Genomic DNA, 19,972 nt, shown 5'->3' with positions numbered 1-19,972 from the left:
TTGTAAATGTGGGAGTTTTTATTTTCAGTCTAATAAGATTTTGTTTTCAGAAGCTCCTCAAAATATTTGACCAAGATAGTTCGTTCTGCATCAGATAAATTAGACTCGTCATGATAAACGATATAAGCAGGCAAAGGCATCGATTTATTTTGCAGCGTCTGAACAGCATTTTTCAACATACTTTCCTTTAAATCTTTATTGTAAGAGTTCCAAACCGAGAAATTGAGATGCTCTCTGCCTTCATTGATATGATCTTTCACAGACCAGGAAAACGGTGCGATGTAAGCATACTTCGGGTAAACCGTTTCGTTTGAATGACAATCATAACAGGCATTTTTCAGCAATGCGACAACTTTTGGCGGCGGCTTTTTAACATCAACAAAATTAGCAGACTTATTGATCGGTTGATTTGTTTTATCGACAGGTACAAACTGAATGATCGCAAAGGAAACAAAAATCCAGAAAACTACTTTTTTAAATGTTTTCATTATCGGGTTAATTGTCTCGTGTTATTCAATCTCGTACTGTTATTTAAATTAGTACTGTTATTATTGTTATTCAGATTATTCGGATTTGTCTGGACATCCTCTTTTTCAACAGGTTTTGGAGCCTTGATACCTTCAAAAACTCTTTTATCATTCAGATCCCAATCTTCTTTTGTTTCCCATAATGGTCTTGCAACTGCCATTTTATAATAGACATAAGAATCTTCAGCAAAAATATTATTGACAAAATCTGCCTCATCCCAATGTTTATTTTCATTGTTATCTACTAAAATCCTGACAATATAATCACCCGGTTTTATAATATCAAAATCAACCAGTGCTCCACTCGTATATTTTTGATAAACAGCTTTTTCTGAAGAATCTAACAGTTGAATCCAATATTTTGTTTTCGGTGCATTAGTAAGAGTAAATCTGAGACTCCCGTAATTTTCAACTTTATCAGCTTCAAAATCAAATCTTTTTGACTCTGCATTTTTTTCATAAAAAGAAGAGACTGTAGTTTTGGGAACTGTAAGCTGATATTTTTTACCCGCTACGAAATCAGACTGAACTAAAATTTCGTAAGGATTAGAAGCCGATATCTTAGCGGTAAAATTCTGGCTTACGCTATCTGTTTTCAATGTCCATTTTTCAGGATTGATCTTATCAACAACATAATTTGAAATCAGTTTGAAATCAGTTTTGGGAGGAAGAAGCGAGCCGCCGATATTATTTTCGACAGTCATTGTATTTTTGGCATTGTACTTATAGAAAACCGAAGTAGAATCTTTTTTACCATCTGCTTCGTATCCGAATTTCAAATTTTCGGTCACCGTTTGCCCTACATTACTTTTCACAGCATCAAACCAAATACGCACTGAATCAGATTTTGGTATATGGGTAACTTTAAAATCCTGAAGTTTTTCGTTTCTCGAAGTAATTTTCACATCAGTAGGATTCCCTCCAAATGTCATGAGAATACCTCCAGGAATTTCTTTTAATTCAGGTTTTTTAAATGCTTTTTTAGACGGATAGAGTTTTAAATTTAAACCTGAAATAGATTTTTCAATCGAAACAGTATCTTTTCTGAAGCCAATTTTTTCTTTACCGGGATCATATATTGAGTTTCCGTTTTCATCATCAAATGCAATAATTTTATATTTTCCGGGAGCCAGATAATTCAGTTCATAATACCCGTCATCATCAACTTTGGTAATATAATAAGGTTTTTTTTTATAGTCGATTGTATCTTTCAGCTGGTACATACCGACAACCATTTTATTTTCGCTGCTGTTCTGTTTTGTAATGGCAAAAGCATCTTTTACTTCACCACTTATATAGAGATCATCAAGTTTTTCACCTGTAGAAAAAGCGAAGTTAAAATATCTCAGAATATTCGATTCACTGTTATCAGCAATTGAGTTTCCAAAATTAAAATTATATGTAGTATTTGCCTGAAGTGTATCAGACCATTGAATGATCAGATATTTATTGGCAATATTAGAGGGTAAAATTCTCGTAATATTCTCTATTGGCGGGGAAATGTTTAAGTTTTTATTGATATCCTTCAGAGTAATATATTCATCAAAATCGATTCTGAGTTCCTTGATATCTCTTCTCACATTCACTCTTGTGGTATCAATATTAGAACTTAGAAACTTCGGAGCCAAAGTATCTTTTGGTCCGCCAATAGGCGAACCCACCCTTGCACAGGAAAGCACAAGAAAACTGACAATCAGTAAGAGAACAATTCTTTTCATGAATATATTTGAGCAAAAATAAACATTATTCTCCAAAAACCTCAGTTCCCGTTTTCAATGTGTCTTTATTATCATTCATAATGTGATTGAGCTTGTCTTTCTGAGGCGGAAAGTCTTCAAATAATCCCGACAATGCCAAAGCTGAGTAAACTTTTCCTGAATATTTATTCCCGATAGCGACAATGGTGACTTTAGATTTTAAAAGATGAGCAAATACAGAATTGGTTCCGTGCCACCATCCGTTGTGATACGTTAATTTTTCTCCGTTATCAAAAATTTTCATTCTGAATCCTAAGCCATAATTATTTTGCCCTGCTTTTTCATTGCTGTAAGGAGCAAAAATCATATCCTTCAATTCCGGTTTCAGGAAATCTTTCGAAAACATTGCTTTTGAAAAAGTATATAAATCTCTCGGTGTTGTATACAAATTTTTGTCACCATAAATCAGATCCAAACGGTCTAAAGGATACAATCTGTTTCCACCATAATAAAATGACTGAGCTGCCGTAGGAATATCTTTTTCCTGAAAAATGTAAGTATTTGTCATTTTTAAAGGAGTGAAAACCATCTCCTGCATTGCCTGAGGAAAAGGAGTTTTAGTCACTTTTTCAATCAATAAAGCAAGAAGTGCAAAGTTGGTATTGCAATACATAAAACCTGTATCTGTATCTCTTGCCAGTTCAGGTTTGTATTTGATGAGCATATTCAGAACATCCTGATTGGTAATGTATGTTTTTGAAAGTTCTGCCGGAGCGGGTTGAATTTTTGTGATGAAATACTCGTATTTCGGAAGCCCGCTTCTTTGATCCAATAAAGTCTGAACAGTAACATCAGGATAAGGAAATCCGGGGAAAAACTGTGTCAGGCGGTCAGATAATTTTATTTTTCCTGCTTCTACCAATTTCAGCATTGCCATTGCCGTCAAAGTCTTTGAAACCGAAGCAACGTGTAAAGGTGTATTTTTGTCAATTGGCATCTGATTACCTTCTCTCGCAAAACCCCTGTAGCTTTCAAATAAAATATCGTTGCCTTTTGCCACTAAAATTCCGCCGCTCAAGTCACTTCCTTCCCATACTTTTTTATAATACTGGTCGATATAATTGATAACAAAATCTTTGTTTGAAAGAACTCCGTCCTGTGGTGAAAACACCTTTCCCAAATCTACATTTCCGTAATTCGGAAGATTGGTACTGTTCTCTGTGAGAGATTCTTTGTTTTCGGATTTGTTTTTACAGGAAAAAAGGAATAATATTATTGTGGTAACAAATACCAGATTGAACTTCTTCATGCGTTTCAAAAATGACTGGCAATTTAATAAAACTCAAAATAAATTTTGAAACATACTTGTAAATTATGAATTATTTAACATAATGTGAAAGTAGTTAATTTGAATAAGAACCTATAATTTTATCCACAATTACCTGCGCCAGTTTTTCTTTGCTTTGATGCGTCCAACCAGCGATATGCGGTGTTACAATAGCTTTTTCTGAGCTCAACAGATAATTTAAATCATCATTTTCACCTGTGCTGAGCGAAGTCGAAGCATCGAGATTTTCAAAAGAAGCTTTCTCATATTCCAAAACATCAAGACAAGCCCCTTTTACTTTTCCTGACTTCAAAGCTTCAACTAAACTTCTCGTTTCAACATTCTTTCCTCTTGCAGTATTGACGAAATAGAAGTCATTTTTCATTTCTAAAATAAACTGACCATCAATTAAATAATTTGTCTCTGCCGTTAAAGGAATATGCAGACTTAAAACCTCAGCTTGATTTTTTAATTCTGCTAAAGAAACCTGCGTTGCAAATTCATCAGAAAGATTGGGAAGAATATCATGAAAAATTACCTTACATCCAAAACCCGAAAGTCTTTTTGCAGTAGCTTTTCCCATATTTCCGTAGCCGATTAATCCTATAGTTTTTCCAAGCAATTCGTCACCACGGTTTTCTTCACGCAGCCAGATTCCGTTTTTCACTTCGTTGGATGCAATGAAGAGCCGGTTCATTAAGATTAAAAGCATCCCGACAACGTGTTCTGCAACAGAATCTCTGTTTCCTTCGGGAGAATTAATCAACTGAATCCCTAATTTTTCAGCAACCTGAATATCGATATTTTCCATTCCCGCCCCTACTCTTGCAATGAATTTCAGATTTTTCGCTCTCTCTAAAAAATTTTTATCCAAAGGAACTCTACTTCTGATAATCACACCATCATAATTTTCAATCTTTGAGCAAACCTCATCGTAAGAAGATGTAAAATCTTCTTCCAGAATAAAGTTTTTTTCTAAAAGCTGTTCAGTAATTAACGGATGATTTTTGTCTAATAGTAAAATTCTCATAATATCAGATTACATTTAAAAATAAACGGAAGAAAAATTCTTCCGTTGTTATTTATACATCAATTTCTCCTGCAAACAATTTTTTCAGTTCCACTGAATCTGTCGGCTTCATTCTTCCTGAAAGAATTAGGGAAAGCTCTTTTCTTCTTAAGGCAGCATCGAATCTTTCTACTTCAAGCTCAGTTTCCGGTTCCATTACAGGAATCGGAATCGGTCTGTTAAATTCGTCTACGGCAACAAAAGTGTAAATCCCTTTATTGGTCTGTATTTTTTTATGGTTGATCGGATCGTCTAACCACACATCTACATAAATTTCCATTGAAGTGGAGAATGCGCGGGAAACTTTAGATTCCATCACAACAATTCCGCCTTCAGGAATCGGATGATCAAATGAAACGTGATTTACAGAAGCTGTAACTACTCTTCTTTCGCAATGTCTTGTTGCAGAGATTGACGCACAACGATCCATTCTTGCCAATAATTCTCCCCCGAATAGGTTTCTTAACTGATTGGTATCATTGGGAAGTACGATATTGGTCATCACCGTCAGAGATTCTGACGCTTTTTTTATTTTTGCCATCTTGATTTTCTTTTTTGAGAGCTGGGTTTCCAGGTTTTTGCAGCTTGTTTTATCGAATCTTTTTTCAGAGAATCTGTTTTAAAAGCTTTGATAGAATCTGCTCTTTTGATCTGTGCCGAATCTACTTTTACCGGAATTTTCTTTTCAATTCTCTTCGTTTTTGTCTGTACCGAAACATCATCAAAAGATTTTTTTCCGAATATCAATTCTTGCTGTGTATACGCTAAATACAACATTCCTAAAACAGGAATGATAAAAAGGAAAATCCAGAGGATTGATTTGTTGAATTTGTAATCTTTCTCTGTATTTTTAGGAGTTTCGAAAGTTTCACCTTTGTTAATATCTGAAAAGTGAATTTCTTCCAAACCGTAAAAATCCGGATGATCAGATTCCAGGCGGTTTCCTTTAAAATGAAGCTGTCCGTCTTCGATAAAAACAGTTCCTAAATTCTGAATTTCCAAAATCTGCTCAGCCTGAAGTTTTTTCTTCCAGAAATCGGTCTGAATCTGAAGTTCGTTTCCTGCTGCTTCTTTAGAAACCTCTTTCTGACTCGCGATAAACTCCACCAGATCATCAGATAAGATTTGATAATCAGAATGAAACGCAATTTTTGTGGAAGGCGGAAGAATGCTTCCGTTTTCTGAATTGATGACTGCTTTAGAATTTTCCAGAGAAAATACACCAAACATCGGAACAGTAACCGTTCCAAATTGTTTCAAATAGTCTAAAATGTAAGCTGAAATATTCATTTGGTCGCAAATTTATAACTTTTTCATGACTTTTTCAGAGATTTGTTTGTGTCATATCATATGAAACTGGCTTCCCACAGATTACACAGATCAACACAGATTTTTTTAAATAGAGATAAGCTTTACCAAGATATTTTATACTTCTCTACCGCTTCATCCGTGTAAATCTGCGAAATCTGTGGGAGTTATTTATTCTATCTTTTTAATTTAAAAACAAAAAAGACTGCCGAAGCAGCCTCCAAAATTTAATCTGAACTTTACTGAAATATAATGATATGAAATGGTGTCTAATTTAATTACTGAATTTTCCAGCTGATCCCAAACATGAAGTTGGTTCCTGCCTGAGAAAAATAGATCGGTCCTTCATAGACATATCCGTTGTTGACATATTTCTGATTAAAAACATTATTAACCAAAAGTTTTAAAGCAACGTCATGTCTTGCCACTTTAAACTGATATTGAGCATTAAAATCGGTCAGAAGATAATCTTTCAACTGCAAATCCTGAGTTTCGGTGTTGTCTAAATATTGTTTTCCGACATACTGATTCATCAAAGCAAACTGGAAATTTTTAGTAGGATTAAATTTCAGTCCCAAATTGGCAATCACATTGGGAGAAAACGAAATTTCTGTGTTTCCCAAATCGCTAACTAATGTTTTGTTATCAACTCTGAAATCAATATTTCTGTTTTGACTCAAGCTTACATTTCCTGAAATTTCCCATTGTTTTGAAAGTTTTGCCAAAGCACCTACTTCAATTCCTCTTCTGTAACTTTTCCCGGAATTGGTTCTGATAAATTCTCCGATATTACTGATCTGTCCGTTTAAAACCAACTGATTCAGGTAATACATATAATATAGATTGGCTGTGAAAGCTACTTTTCCAAACTGTTTTTCAATTCCCGCTTCAAAATCGTGGAGCTTTTCCGATTTCACATCGTTGTTTGCGATCAAATCATCACGATTCGGTTCTCTTTGTGCATGAGCGTAGGAAACGAATACTTTTCCGTTGCCTAATTTGTAATTGACACCGGCTTTTGGATTAAAAAACAGCCAGTTTTTGTCTAAATTTGCGCCTTCGCCATCGCCTTCCATTAAGATTTTAGTATCATAATCGATATTTCTTAACTGTAGATCTCCGAAGAATTCAAAATCATTTACTTTAACCAAAGCTTTAGCAAAACCTGCTACTTCATTTTTTACAGATCGGTTTCTATAATATTCATGTTCCTGAATCTGCGGAACAAAAATATCTGTTACATTTCCGTAATGTCTTCCGTAATACTGATTTCCGACAACGCCAAAATTAAGATCGAGATTATCAAACTTTCCGTATAGTGTTGAAACAATTCCGTAGAAATCATTATTCAGCCATTTTTTTCTGATAAAATCTGAATATTCTTCTCCGTTAAAATCTGGCAGAGCGTATCTTTCGTAAGGATCTCCCTGTTTATAGTTTTCGTAATATCCTCTTCCTTTAGTGTAGTGTAAAGTGGTTTCTAAATTCCATCTTTCATTTAATCCTTGCTCCCAAAGTAACTGATAATGGTTTTGTCTGTAATTATCGGTTTCATTATCATAAAATCCGACAACATTTTCCCAGTTTGCATCATAAATTGCCCCTGAAATGTTGTATTTTGGATTGGTCTCCCATGTTTTTCTGTCTACCCCATTCCAAGCTTGGTAGGTTTTTTCTTTTCCGCCAAAAGCCATCAAACGAAGTTTCGTTTTTCCTTCTTCAAATAAGGCGGTAAAATTGTAAGAGTTTAAATCTGAAAAAGCACGGTCAATATATCCATCAGAATGAATGTGAGAATATCTTCCCATCACGGAAAGTCGGTCTTTCCAGAATTTCCCCGAACCTACTTCAGCGGAATATTTGTAGGTATTAAATGATCCGTAACTGTCATCTGTTTTAAAGTAAAACTTGTCTTCAGGCTCTTTCGAAATCACATTAATACTGGCTCCAAAAGCAGAAACTCCGTTATTGGAAGTCCCAACACCTCTTTGAATGACAATCTGCGACGCTGAACTCGTGAGATCCGGAACATTGACAAAGAAAGTTCCCTGACTTTCAGAATCATTGAACGGAACGCCGTTCATCATCACGTTAATTCCCCTTCCTGCAACTCCACGGATTCTGAAACCCGTGTAACCTACTCCGTTTCCGGCATCAGAAGTTGAGATAATGGAGGTTTGGTTTTTTAAGAGAATCGGTAAATCCTGTCCGAGATTTCTACTGTCAAGATCTTTCTGTACATTGATGATCTCTTTCGCAACAGGTAGTCTTCTGGTAAAGTTAATCGCTTCAATTTCCCTGATTTTCAGAGAATCTGTGTTTTGCGTTTGTGCAAAACTTAAAGAACTTGCGGTAAGTCCTAAAAAAAATAATCCTTTCATTCTTATAAATTTTTAAAATTTAATGGAATAAAAGGGGATCGATAAGATATTATGATACAACATCCCTAAACAGCATTATCTGTTCCAGGTTCATTGGGTATAATCTCAGCCCCCGTTGGAGCACCCCTTTAATTTCAGCGCGAAATTACAAAAAATTACCGATCTTCCAAATTTAGTACGATTTATTGTTAACATCAATATAATAGTAATTGTTGTCGTCTTTGGTCACTTCAAACATTTTCCCCAATTTCCAGCTGTAGTTTCGTTTAATATCGGCATATTCAAATGGAATAATAATATTGTTGTTGACATCGATTACTCCAAATTTATCTTTGTGTGAAGCCACGATCATAGGATTGGATAAATCATCACCTTCAAGAATATGAAGATATTGATATTTCGGATAAATTTTAAACTGTGAACGATCTGCAGGATTGCTGAATTTTGAATCTTCGATAATTCCGTAAAGCCCGTTTAAAATATATGCGTGGAAAAGTTGTTTTTTAAATTCTGAATTGCATTTACCCAAATCAGCATTTTTATATTGATAGACTCTTTTTCCTGTATAGTTAATTCTGTATGAGATATTATTTTTCTCAACTGTGGCAAATTTGGCTGTACCAAAACTCCTGGCTTTAGGATTTGATGAGTTTAAAAGGTTGCAATCTTCAGCAAAAAACATTGCAATGTGGTACTCGGGCGCGATGACAAATTTCCCATTCTGATTAATATACCCATAATTATCATTCTTTTTTTGCGGAATTAATAACGGAACATTTTCATTAAGAATAATTAAATTGTTTTCAGGAGTTTTATTAACGACCTTTTTTGTGGTTTTTTTCGTATTCAATAACTGATTATTTTTCAAACTTTTAGACTGCGATAACAGACTTACGGATAAAAGAATAAAAATAACATCAAAAATTTTCTTCATGATCATTTGTGTTCAAAATATCTGCCAAAAATAGAAAATATAAAACACATATTTATACAGAATCTAAATAATTTATCTCAAAAAAAATATTTAAAATTCGTACTTTTGGGAACATTTTTTAAATGTCTGATAATTTAAAACGTTTGGATAATGATTTTTGTGATAACATGATCAAATAAATATCCAAACCTTACTAAAGAGAGTTTTGCGAAAGACAGATTACTGATAAGCCATTTACATTTCAGAAAAGTCCTTTTTCTCACTTTAGGACTGACATTAGCTCACATTCTAAAAATGGTGCAGACTATACTTTTTATTGCAGCAGGTTTTGCATAAATTGCGAAATCATCCAATAACAACCGTTACAGGTCTGCCGTTAACTTTGAAAAAGAACTTCTATTTATGAATATTTATCAGGATTACATCCAAGAGATTGAAGAAAGAAAAATTCAGGGTCTTCACCCAAAACCAATTGATGGTGCAGAATTATTAAGTGAAATCATTGCACAAATTAAAGATAAAAATAACGAATACAGGGCAGACTCTCTGAAATTCTTTATCTACAATACTTTACCGGGTACGACACCTGCTGCAGGTGTGAAAGCTCAATTTTTAAAAGAAATCATTTTAGGTGAATCCGTATTAGAAGAAATATCTCCTGCTTTTGCGTTCGAGTTATTATCTCACATGAAAGGCGGTCCTTCAATTAAGGTTTTATTGGATCTGGCTTTGGGTGACGATGCACAGATCGCTAAAGAAGCTGCCAACGTTTTAAAGACACAGGTTTTTCTTTACGAAGCAGACACTGACCGTCTGAAGGCAGCATTTCACAGCGGTAACGAGATTGCAAAAGAAATTATTGAAAGCTATGCACAGGCTGATTTCTTCACTAAACTTCCTGAAGCTCCTGAAGAAATCAAAGTGGTAACATATATTGCCGGTGAAGGTGATATCTCTACAGATTTATTATCTCCGGGAAATCAGGCGCACTCAAGATCAGATCGTGAACTTCACGGATTATGTATGATGACTCCTGAAGCTCAAAAAGAAATTCAGGCTTTACAGGCGCAACATCCTGACAAAAGCGTAATGCTGATCGCAGAAAAAGGAACAATGGGTGTTGGATCATCAAGAATGTCTGGCGTAAACAACGTAGCACTTTGGACGGGTAAACAGGCAAGTCCTTATATTCCATTTGTGAATATTGCTCCAATTGTAGCTGGAACAAACGGTATTTCTCCGATTTTCCTTACAACTGTTGACGTTACCGGCGGGATTGGTATTGATCTTCAAAACTGGATAAAAAAACTGGATGCAGAAGGCAATGTTATCCGTAATGAAAATAATGAACCAATCCTTGAGCAGGTTTATTCTGTAGCGACAGGAACGGTTCTTACCATTAATACGAAGACTAAAAAATTATATAACGGCGGCCAGGAATTAAAAGACATTTCTAAATCATTCACGCCGCAAAAAATGGAATTCATCAAAGCTGGTGGATCTTACGCTATCGTTTTTGGTAAAAAACTTCAGACCTGGGCTTCAAATATCTTAGGAATAGAAATTCCTGCGGTTTATGCACCATCAAAAGAAATTACTAAAGAAGGAGTAGGTCTTACTGCTGTTGAAAAAATATTTAATAAAAATGCTGTTGGTTTAGCTCCGGGGAAAGTTTTACACGCTGGTTCAGACGTTCGTGTAGAAGTAAACATCGTTGGATCTCAGGATACAACCGGTTTAATGACCGCTCAGGAACTGGAATCAATGGCTGCAACCGTTATTTCGCCAATCGTTGACGGTGCTTATCAATCAGGCTGTCACACGGCTTCAGTTTGGGATAAAAAAGCGCAGGCAAACATTCCTAGATTGATGAAATTTATGAATGATTTCGGTTTGATCACCGCTCGTGACCCGAAAGGTGAATATCACGCAATGACAGATGTTATTCATAAAGTTCTGAATGATATTACAATTGACGAATGGGCAATCATCATTGGTGGTGACTCTCATACAAGAATGTCAAAAGGTGTTGCTTTCGGAGCTGACTCTGGAACGGTAGCTTTAGCTTTAGCAACAGGTGAAGCATCAATGCCAATCCCGGAATCGGTGAAAGTGACTTTCAAAGGTGATATGAAGCATCATATGGATTTCCGTGATGTAGTACATGCGACTCAATTGCAAATGTTGCAGCAGTTTGGAGGAGAGAATGTTTTCCAAGGTAGAATTATCGAAGTTCACATCGGTACACTTCCTGCTGATCAGGCATTTACATTTACAGACTGGACTGCAGAAATGAAAGCAAAAGCTTCAATCTGTATTTCTGAAGATGACACTTTGATTGAATCATTAGAAATTGCAAAAAGCAGAATCCAGATCATGATCGACAAAGGAATGGATAATCATCTTCAGGTTCTTCAGGGATTAATAAATAAAGCAAACAAGAGGATTACTGAAATTAAATCTGGTGAAAAACCAGCTTTAACGCCGGATTCAAATGCCAGTTATTATGCAGAAGTAGTGGTTGATCTTGACGTAATTGTTGAACCAATGATTGCAGATCCGGATGTAAATAACGAGGATGTTTCTAAAAGATATACTCACGATACCATCAGAGATCTTACTTTTTATGGTGGCGACAAAAAAGTAGATTTAGGTTTCGTCGGTTCTTGTATGGTTCACAAAGGTGACTTGAAAATTGTTTCTCAGATGTTGAGAAATATTGAAAGAAAAAATGGTAAAGTTGAATTCTTAGCACCACTTGTTGTGGCAGCTCCAACTTATAATATTATTGATGAGTTAAAAGCTGAAGGCGATTGGGAATTGTTAGAGAAATATTCCGGTTTTGAATTTGACGACAATGCTCCAAAAGGTGCAGCTCGTGTAGAGTACAAAAACATGATGTATCTTGAGCGTCCAGGTTGTAACCTTTGTATGGGTAACCAAGAAAAAGCTGAAAAAGGAGATACTGTTCTGGCAACTTCAACAAGACTTTTCCAGGGAAGAGTGGTAGAAGATTCTGAACGTAAAAAGGGTGAATCTTTATTGGCGTCTACACCAGTTGTTGTGCTTTCGGCTATTATGGGAAGAATTCCTAATATTAACGAATACAAAGCTGCTGTTGAAGGTATTGACTTAACCAAATTTGCCCCGCCAATTAAAGAGTTGGTAGCTGTTGGACATTAATTAAAATAATTATACGTCTTTCATAAGACTTTTGAAATTATATAAATGAAAGATTTTGATCCATTTCGGATTTAAAATCTTTCATTTTTTTGTTTAGAACATTTCTATTTAAGGCTTATCCTATTTATTTTAACTTAAATCAATTACAGAAACTCTATTTTTTCTTAACTTGATAGAAATAAAATATGTCCGTAATTCATTAGTATTATCCCTTAATCTGATTGAAGGAACAGAATTTGATGAATCACAGTATCATCTGTTTTAAATTTAAAAAGCAGAACAATTTATAAAAAATAAAATTAAATTAAGATATGACTTTCGACATCGACATGATCAAAAAAGTGTACGAACGCTATCCTGAACGTATTGCGGCAGCAAGAAAAATCACAGGAAAACCTTTAACGCTTTCAGAAAAAATTCTTTACACACATTTGTGGGAAGGAAATTCAACACAGGAATACGAAAGAGGAAATTCATATGTGGATTTTGCTCCGGACAGAGTTGCCATGCAGGATGCAACTGCACAGATGGCTCTCTTGCAATTTATGCAGGCGGGAAAAGCTAAAGTGGCAGTTCCATCAACAGTTCATGCGGATCACCTGATCCAGGCAAGAGTAGGTGCAGAATCAGATTTACAGGAAGGAATTAATAAAAACTCAGAAGTTTTCAACTTTTTGAGTTCTGTCTGTGACAAATACGGAATTGGTTTCTGGAAGCCGGGAGCAGGAATTATTCATCAGGTTGTATTAGAAAATTATGCATTTCCCGGAGGAATGATGATTGGGACCGATTCTCATACCGTAAACGCAGGAGGATTAGGAATGGTTGCCATCGGTGTTGGTGGAGCTGATGCTGTAGATGTAATGGCAGGAATGGCCTGGGAACTTAAAATGCCTAAATTAATCGGTGTAAAATTAACGGGCAAAATGTCTGGCTGGACTTCCGCAAAAGATGTCATCCTAAAAGTTGCAGGAATTCTTACCGTAAAAGGGGGAACAGGTTGTATTGTAGAATATTTCGGTGAAGGAGCAATCTCTTTATCAGCAACAGGAAAAGGAACAATCTGTAATATGGGTGCAGAAATAGGGGCTACAACTTCTACATTCGGTTATGATGATTCTATGAGAAGATATCTTGCTTCCACAGGAAGACAGGATGTTGTAGATGCAGCCGATACAATTGCCGAGCATTTAACGGGTGATGCCGAAGTTTATGCAAACCCCGAACAGTATTTTGATCAGGTTATAGAAATTAATCTTTCAGAATTAGCTCCCCATTTAAATGGACCTTTTACACCAGATTTGGCAACTCCCGTTTCTGAATTTAAAGCAAAAGCAGAAGCAAACGGATGGCCAATTGAAGTTGAATGGGCACTGATCGGATCTTGTACCAACTCTTCTTATGAAGATCTGTCAAGAGCAGCTTCTATCGTTGAAGACGCTGTTACCAAAGGAGTAAAACCCAAAGCGATCTTAGGAATCAATCCAGGTTCTGAGCAGGTGAAATTTACCGCAGAACGAGATGGTTTCTTAAATTCATTCAGAAAATTTGAAAACGCAAGAATCTTTACCAATGCTTGCGGACCTTGTATCGGACAATGGGACAGAGAAGGTGCTGAAAAAGGTGAGAAAAACTCAATCATTCACTCTTTCAACAGAAACTTTGCAAAAAGAGCAGACGGAAACCCAAATACTCACGCTTTTGTAGCTTCACCGGAAATGGTGGCAGCTATTGCAATTTCGGGAAGATTAGATTTTAACCCGATTACAGATACTTTAACCGCAGAAAACGGAGAACAAATAAAATTAAATGAGCCTCAAGGTTTTGAATTACCTGCAAAAGGTTTTGCAGTAGATGACAATGGTTACCAAGCTCCATCTGCAGACGGCTCAACAGTTGAGGTAAAAGTAAGTCCAACTTCAGACAGGCTTCAGTTACTGGAAGAATTCCCGGCTTGGGATGGTAAAAATATTACCGGAGCGAGAGTGTTAATTAAAGCTTTCGGAAAATGTACAACTGACCATATTTCTATGGCAGGACCTTGGCTGAAATACAGAGGTCATCTTGATAATATCTCAAACAATATGCTGATCGGAGCTGTGAATGCCTATAATATGGAAACCAATAACGTAAAAAACCAATTAGACGGTGCTTACGAAGAAGTTCCTGCCGTACAGAGAGCTTACAAAGCTGCAGGTATTCCTTCGATTGTAGTTGGAGATCAAAATTATGGTGAAGGGTCATCCAGAGAACACGCCGCAATGGAGCCGAGACATCTTGGCGTAAAAGCGGTTTTGGTAAAATCATTTGCAAGAATTCACGAGACAAACCTGAAAAAGCAAGGAATGTTGGGATTGACATTTGCTGATGAAACAGATTATGATAAAATACAGGAAGATGATGTTGTCAATTTCCTTGATCTGGATCAGTTTGCACCGGGAAAACAACTGACTTTGGAATTCCTTCATACCAACGGAACGAAAGATATTGTAATGGCAAATCACACTTATAATGATCAGCAGATTGACTGGTTCAAAGCGGGTTCTGCACTGAATTTAATTAAATTACAGGAAAATTAATTCTTAATCTCATTATACATAAAACCAACTTCGATTGAAGTTGGTTTTTTATTTATTCATCTTTTCTAAAAAAACAGCCCTGTAACTGTCTCCGACAGGAACTTCATTTTCTGAATTTAGAATTACCTTTTTTGAGCTTAAGCTTTTGATTTTATTTAAATTGATGATAAACGATTTGTGAATTCTCAGAAAATAAGCAGGAAGCTGATTTTCCATAGACTTTAGCGTATCCAAAATAATATATTCCTGATCATCAGTTTTTATATTGACATAATCTTTCAGACTTTCTATGTATAAAATTTCGTCAAAATTAATGCGATGTTGCTGCCCTGAAGATTTCACAAAGAAATGAGAGCCTTTTTGACTTTCATTAACTGAAAAACGCTCCTGAGCCTTTAACGCACTTTTATAAAAACGTTCAAACGAAATAGGTTTTAAAAGATAGTCAACAATATTATGTTCATATCCTTCCAAAGCATATTCAGAATATGCTGTTGTCAAAATATATTTATGCTTATCTCCTGAAATTTTCATGAAATTGATCCCTGAAAGTTCGGGCATTTGAATATCAAGAAAAATTAAATCGACTTCATTTTTCTTGATGTACTCTAAAGCTTCAATAGGATTTTCAAAAGAAAAAACAAACTCAAGAAACGAAATTTTTTCAACGTAATTTTCCAACAGAGAAACTGCGAGCGGCTCGTCATCTATGATGATACATTTAATTTTTCTCATTTCGCAAATTAATTTTTAAATCTACGATAAATTCTGTTTCTGAATTTTTAATATCTAATTCATGCTTTTTAGGATATAAGATAGCCAGTCTTTTCATAACATTCTTGATCCCGATTCCTGAAAGTGAATCTTTCATTTTGTCTTTTTTATAATTTAAAAGATGGAAATGCAGAATCTCATTCTCATCAGAAATTTTCATTTTGAAACCTTTATTTCTGAAATCACCATGTTTAAAAGCATTCTCTACAAAGGGCACCAAAATCATCGGTGAAATATTCAATTTTGGGTAATTGATTTCTTTTTCGATCATTAATAATTCCGGATTTTTTATCCTTAATTTTTCCAGAGCGATCAAACTATCAATATAACCAATTTCTTTATCCAGAGGAATCACATCTTTTTCAAGATCTTTTGTGCTGTATCTCAATAACCGGCTTAATTCTTCAATCGCAGGTAAGGCTTTATCTGAATTTTGGTAGACCAGTGAATAAATATCGTTCAAAGAATTAAAAATAAAATGAGGATTAATTTGCGTTTTCAAAGCCTGTAATTCCGCATTTTTCTTTGCCTTTACCAATTCTGTTTTTTCAACTTCAGTATTGATAAAATATTTTAAAAACCAAAATGTAGTACTGATGAAGATCGTTGTACTGCTATAGAAAATATTATCAAAATAATAATAAATAAATTGTGTTCCTTCCGCATAATTCCTGATTCCGAAAAAAGTTGGCAAAAACCATTCTTCCATAAAATAGCGTACACCGACAAAACAACTTGCACTCAGGAAAAACACAATGACGGATTTATAAATTTTATCTCCGTCAAAAAACTTCGGAACGACTACGAAATAATTTACATAGAAACAAATGATGCTCGTGATAAAGAAAGTAAGATTAAAAATCGTATTCGGAGAGTCAAAAACAAAATAAGGAATAATAAGCGAACCCATTATATAAATTGACCAGAAGAAAACATGCAGATAGAGGAGCTTGGTGATTTTCATAGAACAAAAATAGATTTTTTGCGAAATTTCATCCTGTTTTTTCGACAAACAGTTTGTTTTTTCCGATGAAGATTGGTTTCATACCATTTCTTATTCTGTTGATCGAAATGCTGTTTTATGTTATAGCATAGAACTATAATTTTGTCAAAAAAATAATCTTATGAAAACATTATTGTATACTTTTTTACTTTGCTTGTCAACAGTAATTTCTGCACAGAAAAAACCTTCAGAATACTTTACAAATCCCAAGACTAAAGTTTTGGTTGTAGGATCATTTCATTTTGATTATCCCAATCTTGATGCCCATAAAACTGAAAAAGGAGATCAGGTAGATGTCCTGTCACCAAAAACAGCAAATGAAGTTACAGAACTTATTGATTATATTAAAAAATTTAAACCTACAAAAATAGCCATCGAAGCATGGCCCAATTGGAATGCCAATCAAAAATTAAAGGAATACAAAGAAGGAAAGCACAAAGATCAAAGAGATGAACGTTACCAGATCGCAATGCGTATCGCAAAAGAACTGAATTTAAATGAATTATACAGTATTGATGCAAATTCTGTTTTGGATGATCTTGAGGAAAAATTTGGGAAGAAAGATTCTCTGTATTTTAAAAATATAAGTGCAGATTATGACTTTTCGAGTGATGATATTATTTCAAAGCAGTATAATGTTTTCTTTAAAAGTTCTGACCGGAAAAACTTCAAATCAATTTTAGATCTTTTTAAATTTATGAACAGCAAAGAATATCACAAGTATGAATATGGCGCTTATCTAAGTGGAGATTTTAAATTGAGAGAACATGACGGCGCAGATATGTTAGCTTTATATTGGTACGACAGAAATTTGAGAATGTTCAGAAATATTCAGAATATTCCGCATACTTCGGACGATAAAATATTAGTGATTGCAGGAAATGGTCATGCTTCGGTTTTAAGACAATTATTCACCTCATCTCCTGAGTTTGACTATGTGGAATTTGATTCGTTGAAGTAAAATATAAAGTTATATGCTGTAACAATTATCTATTTTGATCGTCTAACTGTATAACTATAACTATCAAATGAAGAAAACTATACTTGCTCTTTCTATTGCAGCTTCAACGTTCAGCTTTGCACAGGAAACCAAAGACAATAAAGAAACAAAAATCAAAGAAAAGGAAATTGAAGCGGTGGTAATGACCAAGACCAAAAAAGCCATCGAACAAAAGGCAGACCGTACTATCTTTGATTTTTCTGAGCAGCCAAGTCTTAATTCGGGATCTCTGATGGAAGGTGTGAAAAAGCTTCCCGGTCTGGTTGTTTCCGACATGGTGGGAATGATGTACCAAGGAAAACCGCTTGATGTTTATATGGATGGTCGTCCTTTGAATATTTCGAGTAACGAACTGAATGCGTTTTTGGAAGGAATGCCTGCCAATTCTGTAGAAAGAATTGAGATCATCACTCAACCCGGTGCAGAATTTCCGGCAACTTCAGGAGGTGCAATTTTAAATATCATCACCAGTAAATCAGCAAAAAATTATCTGACTGCAGTGTACAACGGTGGTTATCGTTTCTCAAGCTATGACAAATACAGAAGCAGGTTTAATAATTCAATTGCTTTAAACTCAAGAAATAAATGGTTTGGATGGCAGGTAAATTTGGGTCAATATTATAGAGAAAGCTTATCTCTTTCTGAATTTGATGCGCTTAGCAGGAACCGCTCAAGTTCTTTGGGAAGAACATATTATATGAATTCTGCTTTCACTTTTGAATTGGGAAAAGACAGATTATTGATTAATTACGACATCAATCACAACAATGGTGCTTCAGAAATCACCTCAGATGAGTTTATAAACGGCGTTACCACATCAAATTTCTTAAGTGATACTGAAGGTTTGAGACAGGAAGTTGCGGCAACGTACCAGAAAAAATTTACCGATAAAAATAAAAAGCTTGATTTTAGATTTGTTTATAACAACAGCAATTCTGAATTCAACCAAAAAAACAGCAATAGTGTAAGCTGGTTGGATAACTCATCTCAGTTTAATCTTTACAATTTCAAAATAGATTATTCCCAACCCTTGAAAATTCTGGATGAAGGCAAAGTAAGCTTCGGAGGATTGTATGATCAGCAGAATTTTGAGACCAAAGACAGAGATATTGTCAACTTAGATTATACAAGACAGACCACTTCTGCCTATCTGGAATTTCAGGCAACCTTGAAAAAGTTTGATTTCATTGCAGGGGCAAGAGCTGAAAACTATGATATTACAGGAATTACAAAAGCATTTAATGATAACGGAGATTTAGAGCAAAAAAATTTGAATCCTTTCAAAAAATTCAAAATTTTCCCCAATGCAAGTGTACAATATAATCTGATGAAACAACTTTTTGTCAACCTTAATTATAACAAAAAGATCAGCTTACCGAGTGTTTCATTATTAAATCCCAATAACACAACTCTCCGTAACAATACACTAAACACAAGCGGAAACCCAAATCTTCAGCCTACTATTTATGACAATGCAGAATTCAAAATCAGCGCATTTGATTATGCTTATGTAAGTTACAGCACAAGTTGGGTGAAAAATCAGATTGTACAGAAAGTTTCCAGAGAAAATAATCTCATTACAAATGAACAGGTACAGATAAGCAGTCTGAGAACACATAACTTTAATTTTGGAATGCCAATTCCTTTCATGCTTTTCACAACCCCTTTCAGCGAGTTGATGAAATTTAATGTGAATCCTGACAAAATGAATTTGCTTTACATCTACACAGGCTACCAGCTTCAGCAGATGCCGGATATAAAAACAAAAGGTTTTTGGTCGTTCAGCTTAATGGGGCAGTTTATTCTTCCAAAAGATATCAGACTTCAGGCAAATTACAACGTCATCGCACCGAGAGGGAATTTTTATTATTTTGAGATCGAAAAGCCTTTAAACAATGCTTTTGATCTTACGGTATCCAGAAAATTCATGAGCGAACGCCTCAATGTTTCTTTGTATGCACGAGATATATTTAATCAGAATAAAAGTGTAATTAAGGCAGTATCTTCTGGCGGAAATGTTTTTACTTCCAATAAATACGACAGCAGAAGTTTCGGAATTTCGGTAAATTACAAGATCCCAACCAAAAACAAATTGGCGAAAGAAGATCCGAATATGATCAAGCAAACCACCCAAAGTGAAAATAATGGTGGAGTATTGCAACCGGGACAATAACATTCAGTTTTTATAAA

General features: G+C 35.0%; 14 protein-coding genes. 4 read left to right on the top strand and 10 right to left on the bottom strand.

Going from position 1 to position 19,972, the window contains the following annotated elements:
* Window positions 1–29: 29 nt before the first annotated feature.
* The 8 genes from AC4FQ5_RS16840 to AC4FQ5_RS16805 all read right to left on the bottom strand — a co-directional run bounded on the left by AC4FQ5_RS16840 (window position 30) and on the right by AC4FQ5_RS16805 (window position 9,243).
* Complete coding sequence (locus tag AC4FQ5_RS16840) at window positions 30–488, bottom strand: heme-binding domain-containing protein (protein WP_491145168.1); 459 nt, start codon at window positions 486–488, stop codon at window positions 30–32.
* Window positions 488–2,245, bottom strand: coding sequence for an Ig-like domain-containing domain (locus AC4FQ5_RS16835; RefSeq protein ID WP_491145166.1), 1,758 nt, complete (start codon window positions 2,243–2,245; stop codon window positions 488–490). Before AC4FQ5_RS16835 ends, AC4FQ5_RS16840 begins: the two co-directional genes overlap by 1 nt.
* 25 nt (window positions 2,246–2,270) lie before the next feature.
* Window positions 2,271–3,533, bottom strand: a complete 1,263-nt coding sequence (locus AC4FQ5_RS16830; RefSeq protein ID WP_491145164.1) for a serine hydrolase domain-containing protein — start codon at window positions 3,531–3,533, stop codon at window positions 2,271–2,273.
* Window positions 3,534–3,627: 94 nt separating this feature from the next.
* Entirely contained in the window at window positions 3,628–4,581 is a 954-nt protein-coding gene (locus AC4FQ5_RS16825; protein ID WP_491145162.1) for a 2-hydroxyacid dehydrogenase, read from the bottom strand.
* Window positions 4,582–4,633: 52 nt separating this feature from the next.
* Complete coding sequence (locus AC4FQ5_RS16820) at window positions 4,634–5,161, bottom strand: acyl-CoA thioesterase (RefSeq protein WP_491145160.1); 528 nt, start codon at window positions 5,159–5,161, stop codon at window positions 4,634–4,636.
* Window positions 5,149–5,910 carry an HU domain-containing protein gene (locus AC4FQ5_RS16815; RefSeq protein WP_491145158.1) on the bottom strand — a complete coding sequence of 254 codons (762 nt, stop codon included), beginning with the start codon at window positions 5,908–5,910 and terminating at the stop codon, window positions 5,149–5,151. The genes AC4FQ5_RS16820 and AC4FQ5_RS16815 overlap by 13 nt, the downstream gene beginning before the upstream one ends.
* A 296-nt stretch (window positions 5,911–6,206) precedes the next feature.
* Window positions 6,207–8,309, bottom strand: a complete 2,103-nt coding sequence (locus tag AC4FQ5_RS16810; protein ID WP_491145156.1) for a TonB-dependent receptor — start codon at window positions 8,307–8,309, stop codon at window positions 6,207–6,209.
* A gap of 172 nt (window positions 8,310–8,481) precedes the next feature.
* On the bottom strand, window positions 8,482–9,243 hold the full coding sequence (locus AC4FQ5_RS16805; protein ID WP_491145155.1) for a WG repeat-containing protein: 762 nt from the start codon (window positions 9,241–9,243) through the stop codon (window positions 8,482–8,484).
* A 402-nt stretch (window positions 9,244–9,645) separates the two neighbouring features.
* On the opposite strand from AC4FQ5_RS16805, the gene AC4FQ5_RS16800 reads away from it, so the two are divergent.
* Window positions 9,646–12,426: a bifunctional aconitate hydratase 2/2-methylisocitrate dehydratase gene (locus tag AC4FQ5_RS16800; RefSeq protein ID WP_491145153.1), complete on the top strand. Its 2,781-nt coding sequence runs from the start codon at window positions 9,646–9,648 to the stop codon at window positions 12,424–12,426.
* 311 nt (window positions 12,427–12,737) lie between these two features.
* Window positions 12,738–15,005: an aconitate hydratase gene (locus AC4FQ5_RS16795; protein WP_491145152.1), complete on the top strand. Its 2,268-nt coding sequence runs from the start codon at window positions 12,738–12,740 to the stop codon at window positions 15,003–15,005.
* Between the two features lie 48 nt (window positions 15,006–15,053).
* On the opposite strand, the gene AC4FQ5_RS16790 is transcribed toward AC4FQ5_RS16795, so the two are convergent.
* Both AC4FQ5_RS16790 and AC4FQ5_RS16785 read right to left on the bottom strand, forming a co-directional pair.
* Complete coding sequence (locus AC4FQ5_RS16790; RefSeq protein WP_491145150.1) at window positions 15,054–15,740, bottom strand: LytR/AlgR family response regulator transcription factor; 687 nt, start codon at window positions 15,738–15,740, stop codon at window positions 15,054–15,056.
* Window positions 15,727–16,743 carry a sensor histidine kinase gene (locus AC4FQ5_RS16785; RefSeq protein WP_491145149.1) on the bottom strand — a complete coding sequence of 339 codons (1,017 nt, stop codon included), beginning with the start codon at window positions 16,741–16,743 and terminating at the stop codon, window positions 15,727–15,729. The genes AC4FQ5_RS16790 and AC4FQ5_RS16785 overlap by 14 nt, the downstream gene beginning before the upstream one ends.
* Before the next feature lie 160 nt (window positions 16,744–16,903).
* On the opposite strand from AC4FQ5_RS16785, the gene AC4FQ5_RS16780 reads away from it, so the two are divergent.
* Together AC4FQ5_RS16780 and AC4FQ5_RS16775 are read left to right on the top strand one after the other, a co-directional pair.
* The gene (locus AC4FQ5_RS16780; protein WP_491145147.1) at window positions 16,904–17,743 is read left to right on the top strand and encodes a DUF5694 domain-containing protein; all 840 of its coding nucleotides are present in this window, start codon (window positions 16,904–16,906) and stop codon (window positions 17,741–17,743) included.
* Between the two features lie 67 nt (window positions 17,744–17,810).
* Window positions 17,811–19,955, top strand: a complete 2,145-nt coding sequence (locus AC4FQ5_RS16775; RefSeq protein ID WP_491145145.1) for an outer membrane beta-barrel protein — start codon at window positions 17,811–17,813, stop codon at window positions 19,953–19,955.
* Window positions 19,956–19,972: the final 17 nt, after the last annotated feature.

It is taken from the genome of Chryseobacterium sp. DT-167 (assembly GCF_058310155.1).
The sequence above is the reverse complement of the archived record's forward strand: the minus strand, read 5'-3'. Positions and strand labels throughout refer to the sequence as shown.

Bases quoted from the DNA above. Each gene is read 5' to 3' on its own strand.
- AC4FQ5_RS16785 (WP_491145149.1), bottom strand. From the start codon at position 16,743: ATGAAAATCACCAAGCTCCTCTATCTGCATGTTTTCTTCTGGTCAATT.
- AC4FQ5_RS16800 (WP_491145153.1), top strand. From the start codon at position 9,646: ATGAATATTTATCAGGATTACATCCAAGAGATTGAAGAAAGAAAAATT.
- AC4FQ5_RS16795 (WP_491145152.1), top strand. From the start codon at position 12,738: ATGACTTTCGACATCGACATGATCAAAAAAGTGTACGAACGCTATCCT.
- AC4FQ5_RS16825 (WP_491145162.1), bottom strand. From the start codon at position 4,581: ATGAGAATTTTACTATTAGACAAAAATCATCCGTTAATTACTGAACAG.
- AC4FQ5_RS16790 (WP_491145150.1), bottom strand. From the start codon at position 15,740: ATGAGAAAAATTAAATGTATCATCATAGATGACGAGCCGCTCGCAGTT.
- AC4FQ5_RS16775 (WP_491145145.1), top strand. From the start codon at position 17,811: ATGAAGAAAACTATACTTGCTCTTTCTATTGCAGCTTCAACGTTCAGC.
- AC4FQ5_RS16830 (WP_491145164.1), bottom strand. From the start codon at position 3,533: ATGAAGAAGTTCAATCTGGTATTTGTTACCACAATAATATTATTCCTT.
- AC4FQ5_RS16815 (WP_491145158.1), bottom strand. From the start codon at position 5,910: ATGAATATTTCAGCTTACATTTTAGACTATTTGAAACAATTTGGAACG.
- AC4FQ5_RS16810 (WP_491145156.1), bottom strand. From the start codon at position 8,309: ATGAAAGGATTATTTTTTTTAGGACTTACCGCAAGTTCTTTAAGTTTT.
- AC4FQ5_RS16840 (WP_491145168.1), bottom strand. From the start codon at position 488: ATGAAAACATTTAAAAAAGTAGTTTTCTGGATTTTTGTTTCCTTTGCG.
- AC4FQ5_RS16835 (WP_491145166.1), bottom strand. From the start codon at position 2,245: ATGAAAAGAATTGTTCTCTTACTGATTGTCAGTTTTCTTGTGCTTTCC.
- AC4FQ5_RS16780 (WP_491145147.1), top strand. From the start codon at position 16,904: ATGAAAACATTATTGTATACTTTTTTACTTTGCTTGTCAACAGTAATT.
- AC4FQ5_RS16820 (WP_491145160.1), bottom strand. From the start codon at position 5,161: ATGGCAAAAATAAAAAAAGCGTCAGAATCTCTGACGGTGATGACCAAT.
- AC4FQ5_RS16805 (WP_491145155.1), bottom strand. From the start codon at position 9,243: ATGAAGAAAATTTTTGATGTTATTTTTATTCTTTTATCCGTAAGTCTG.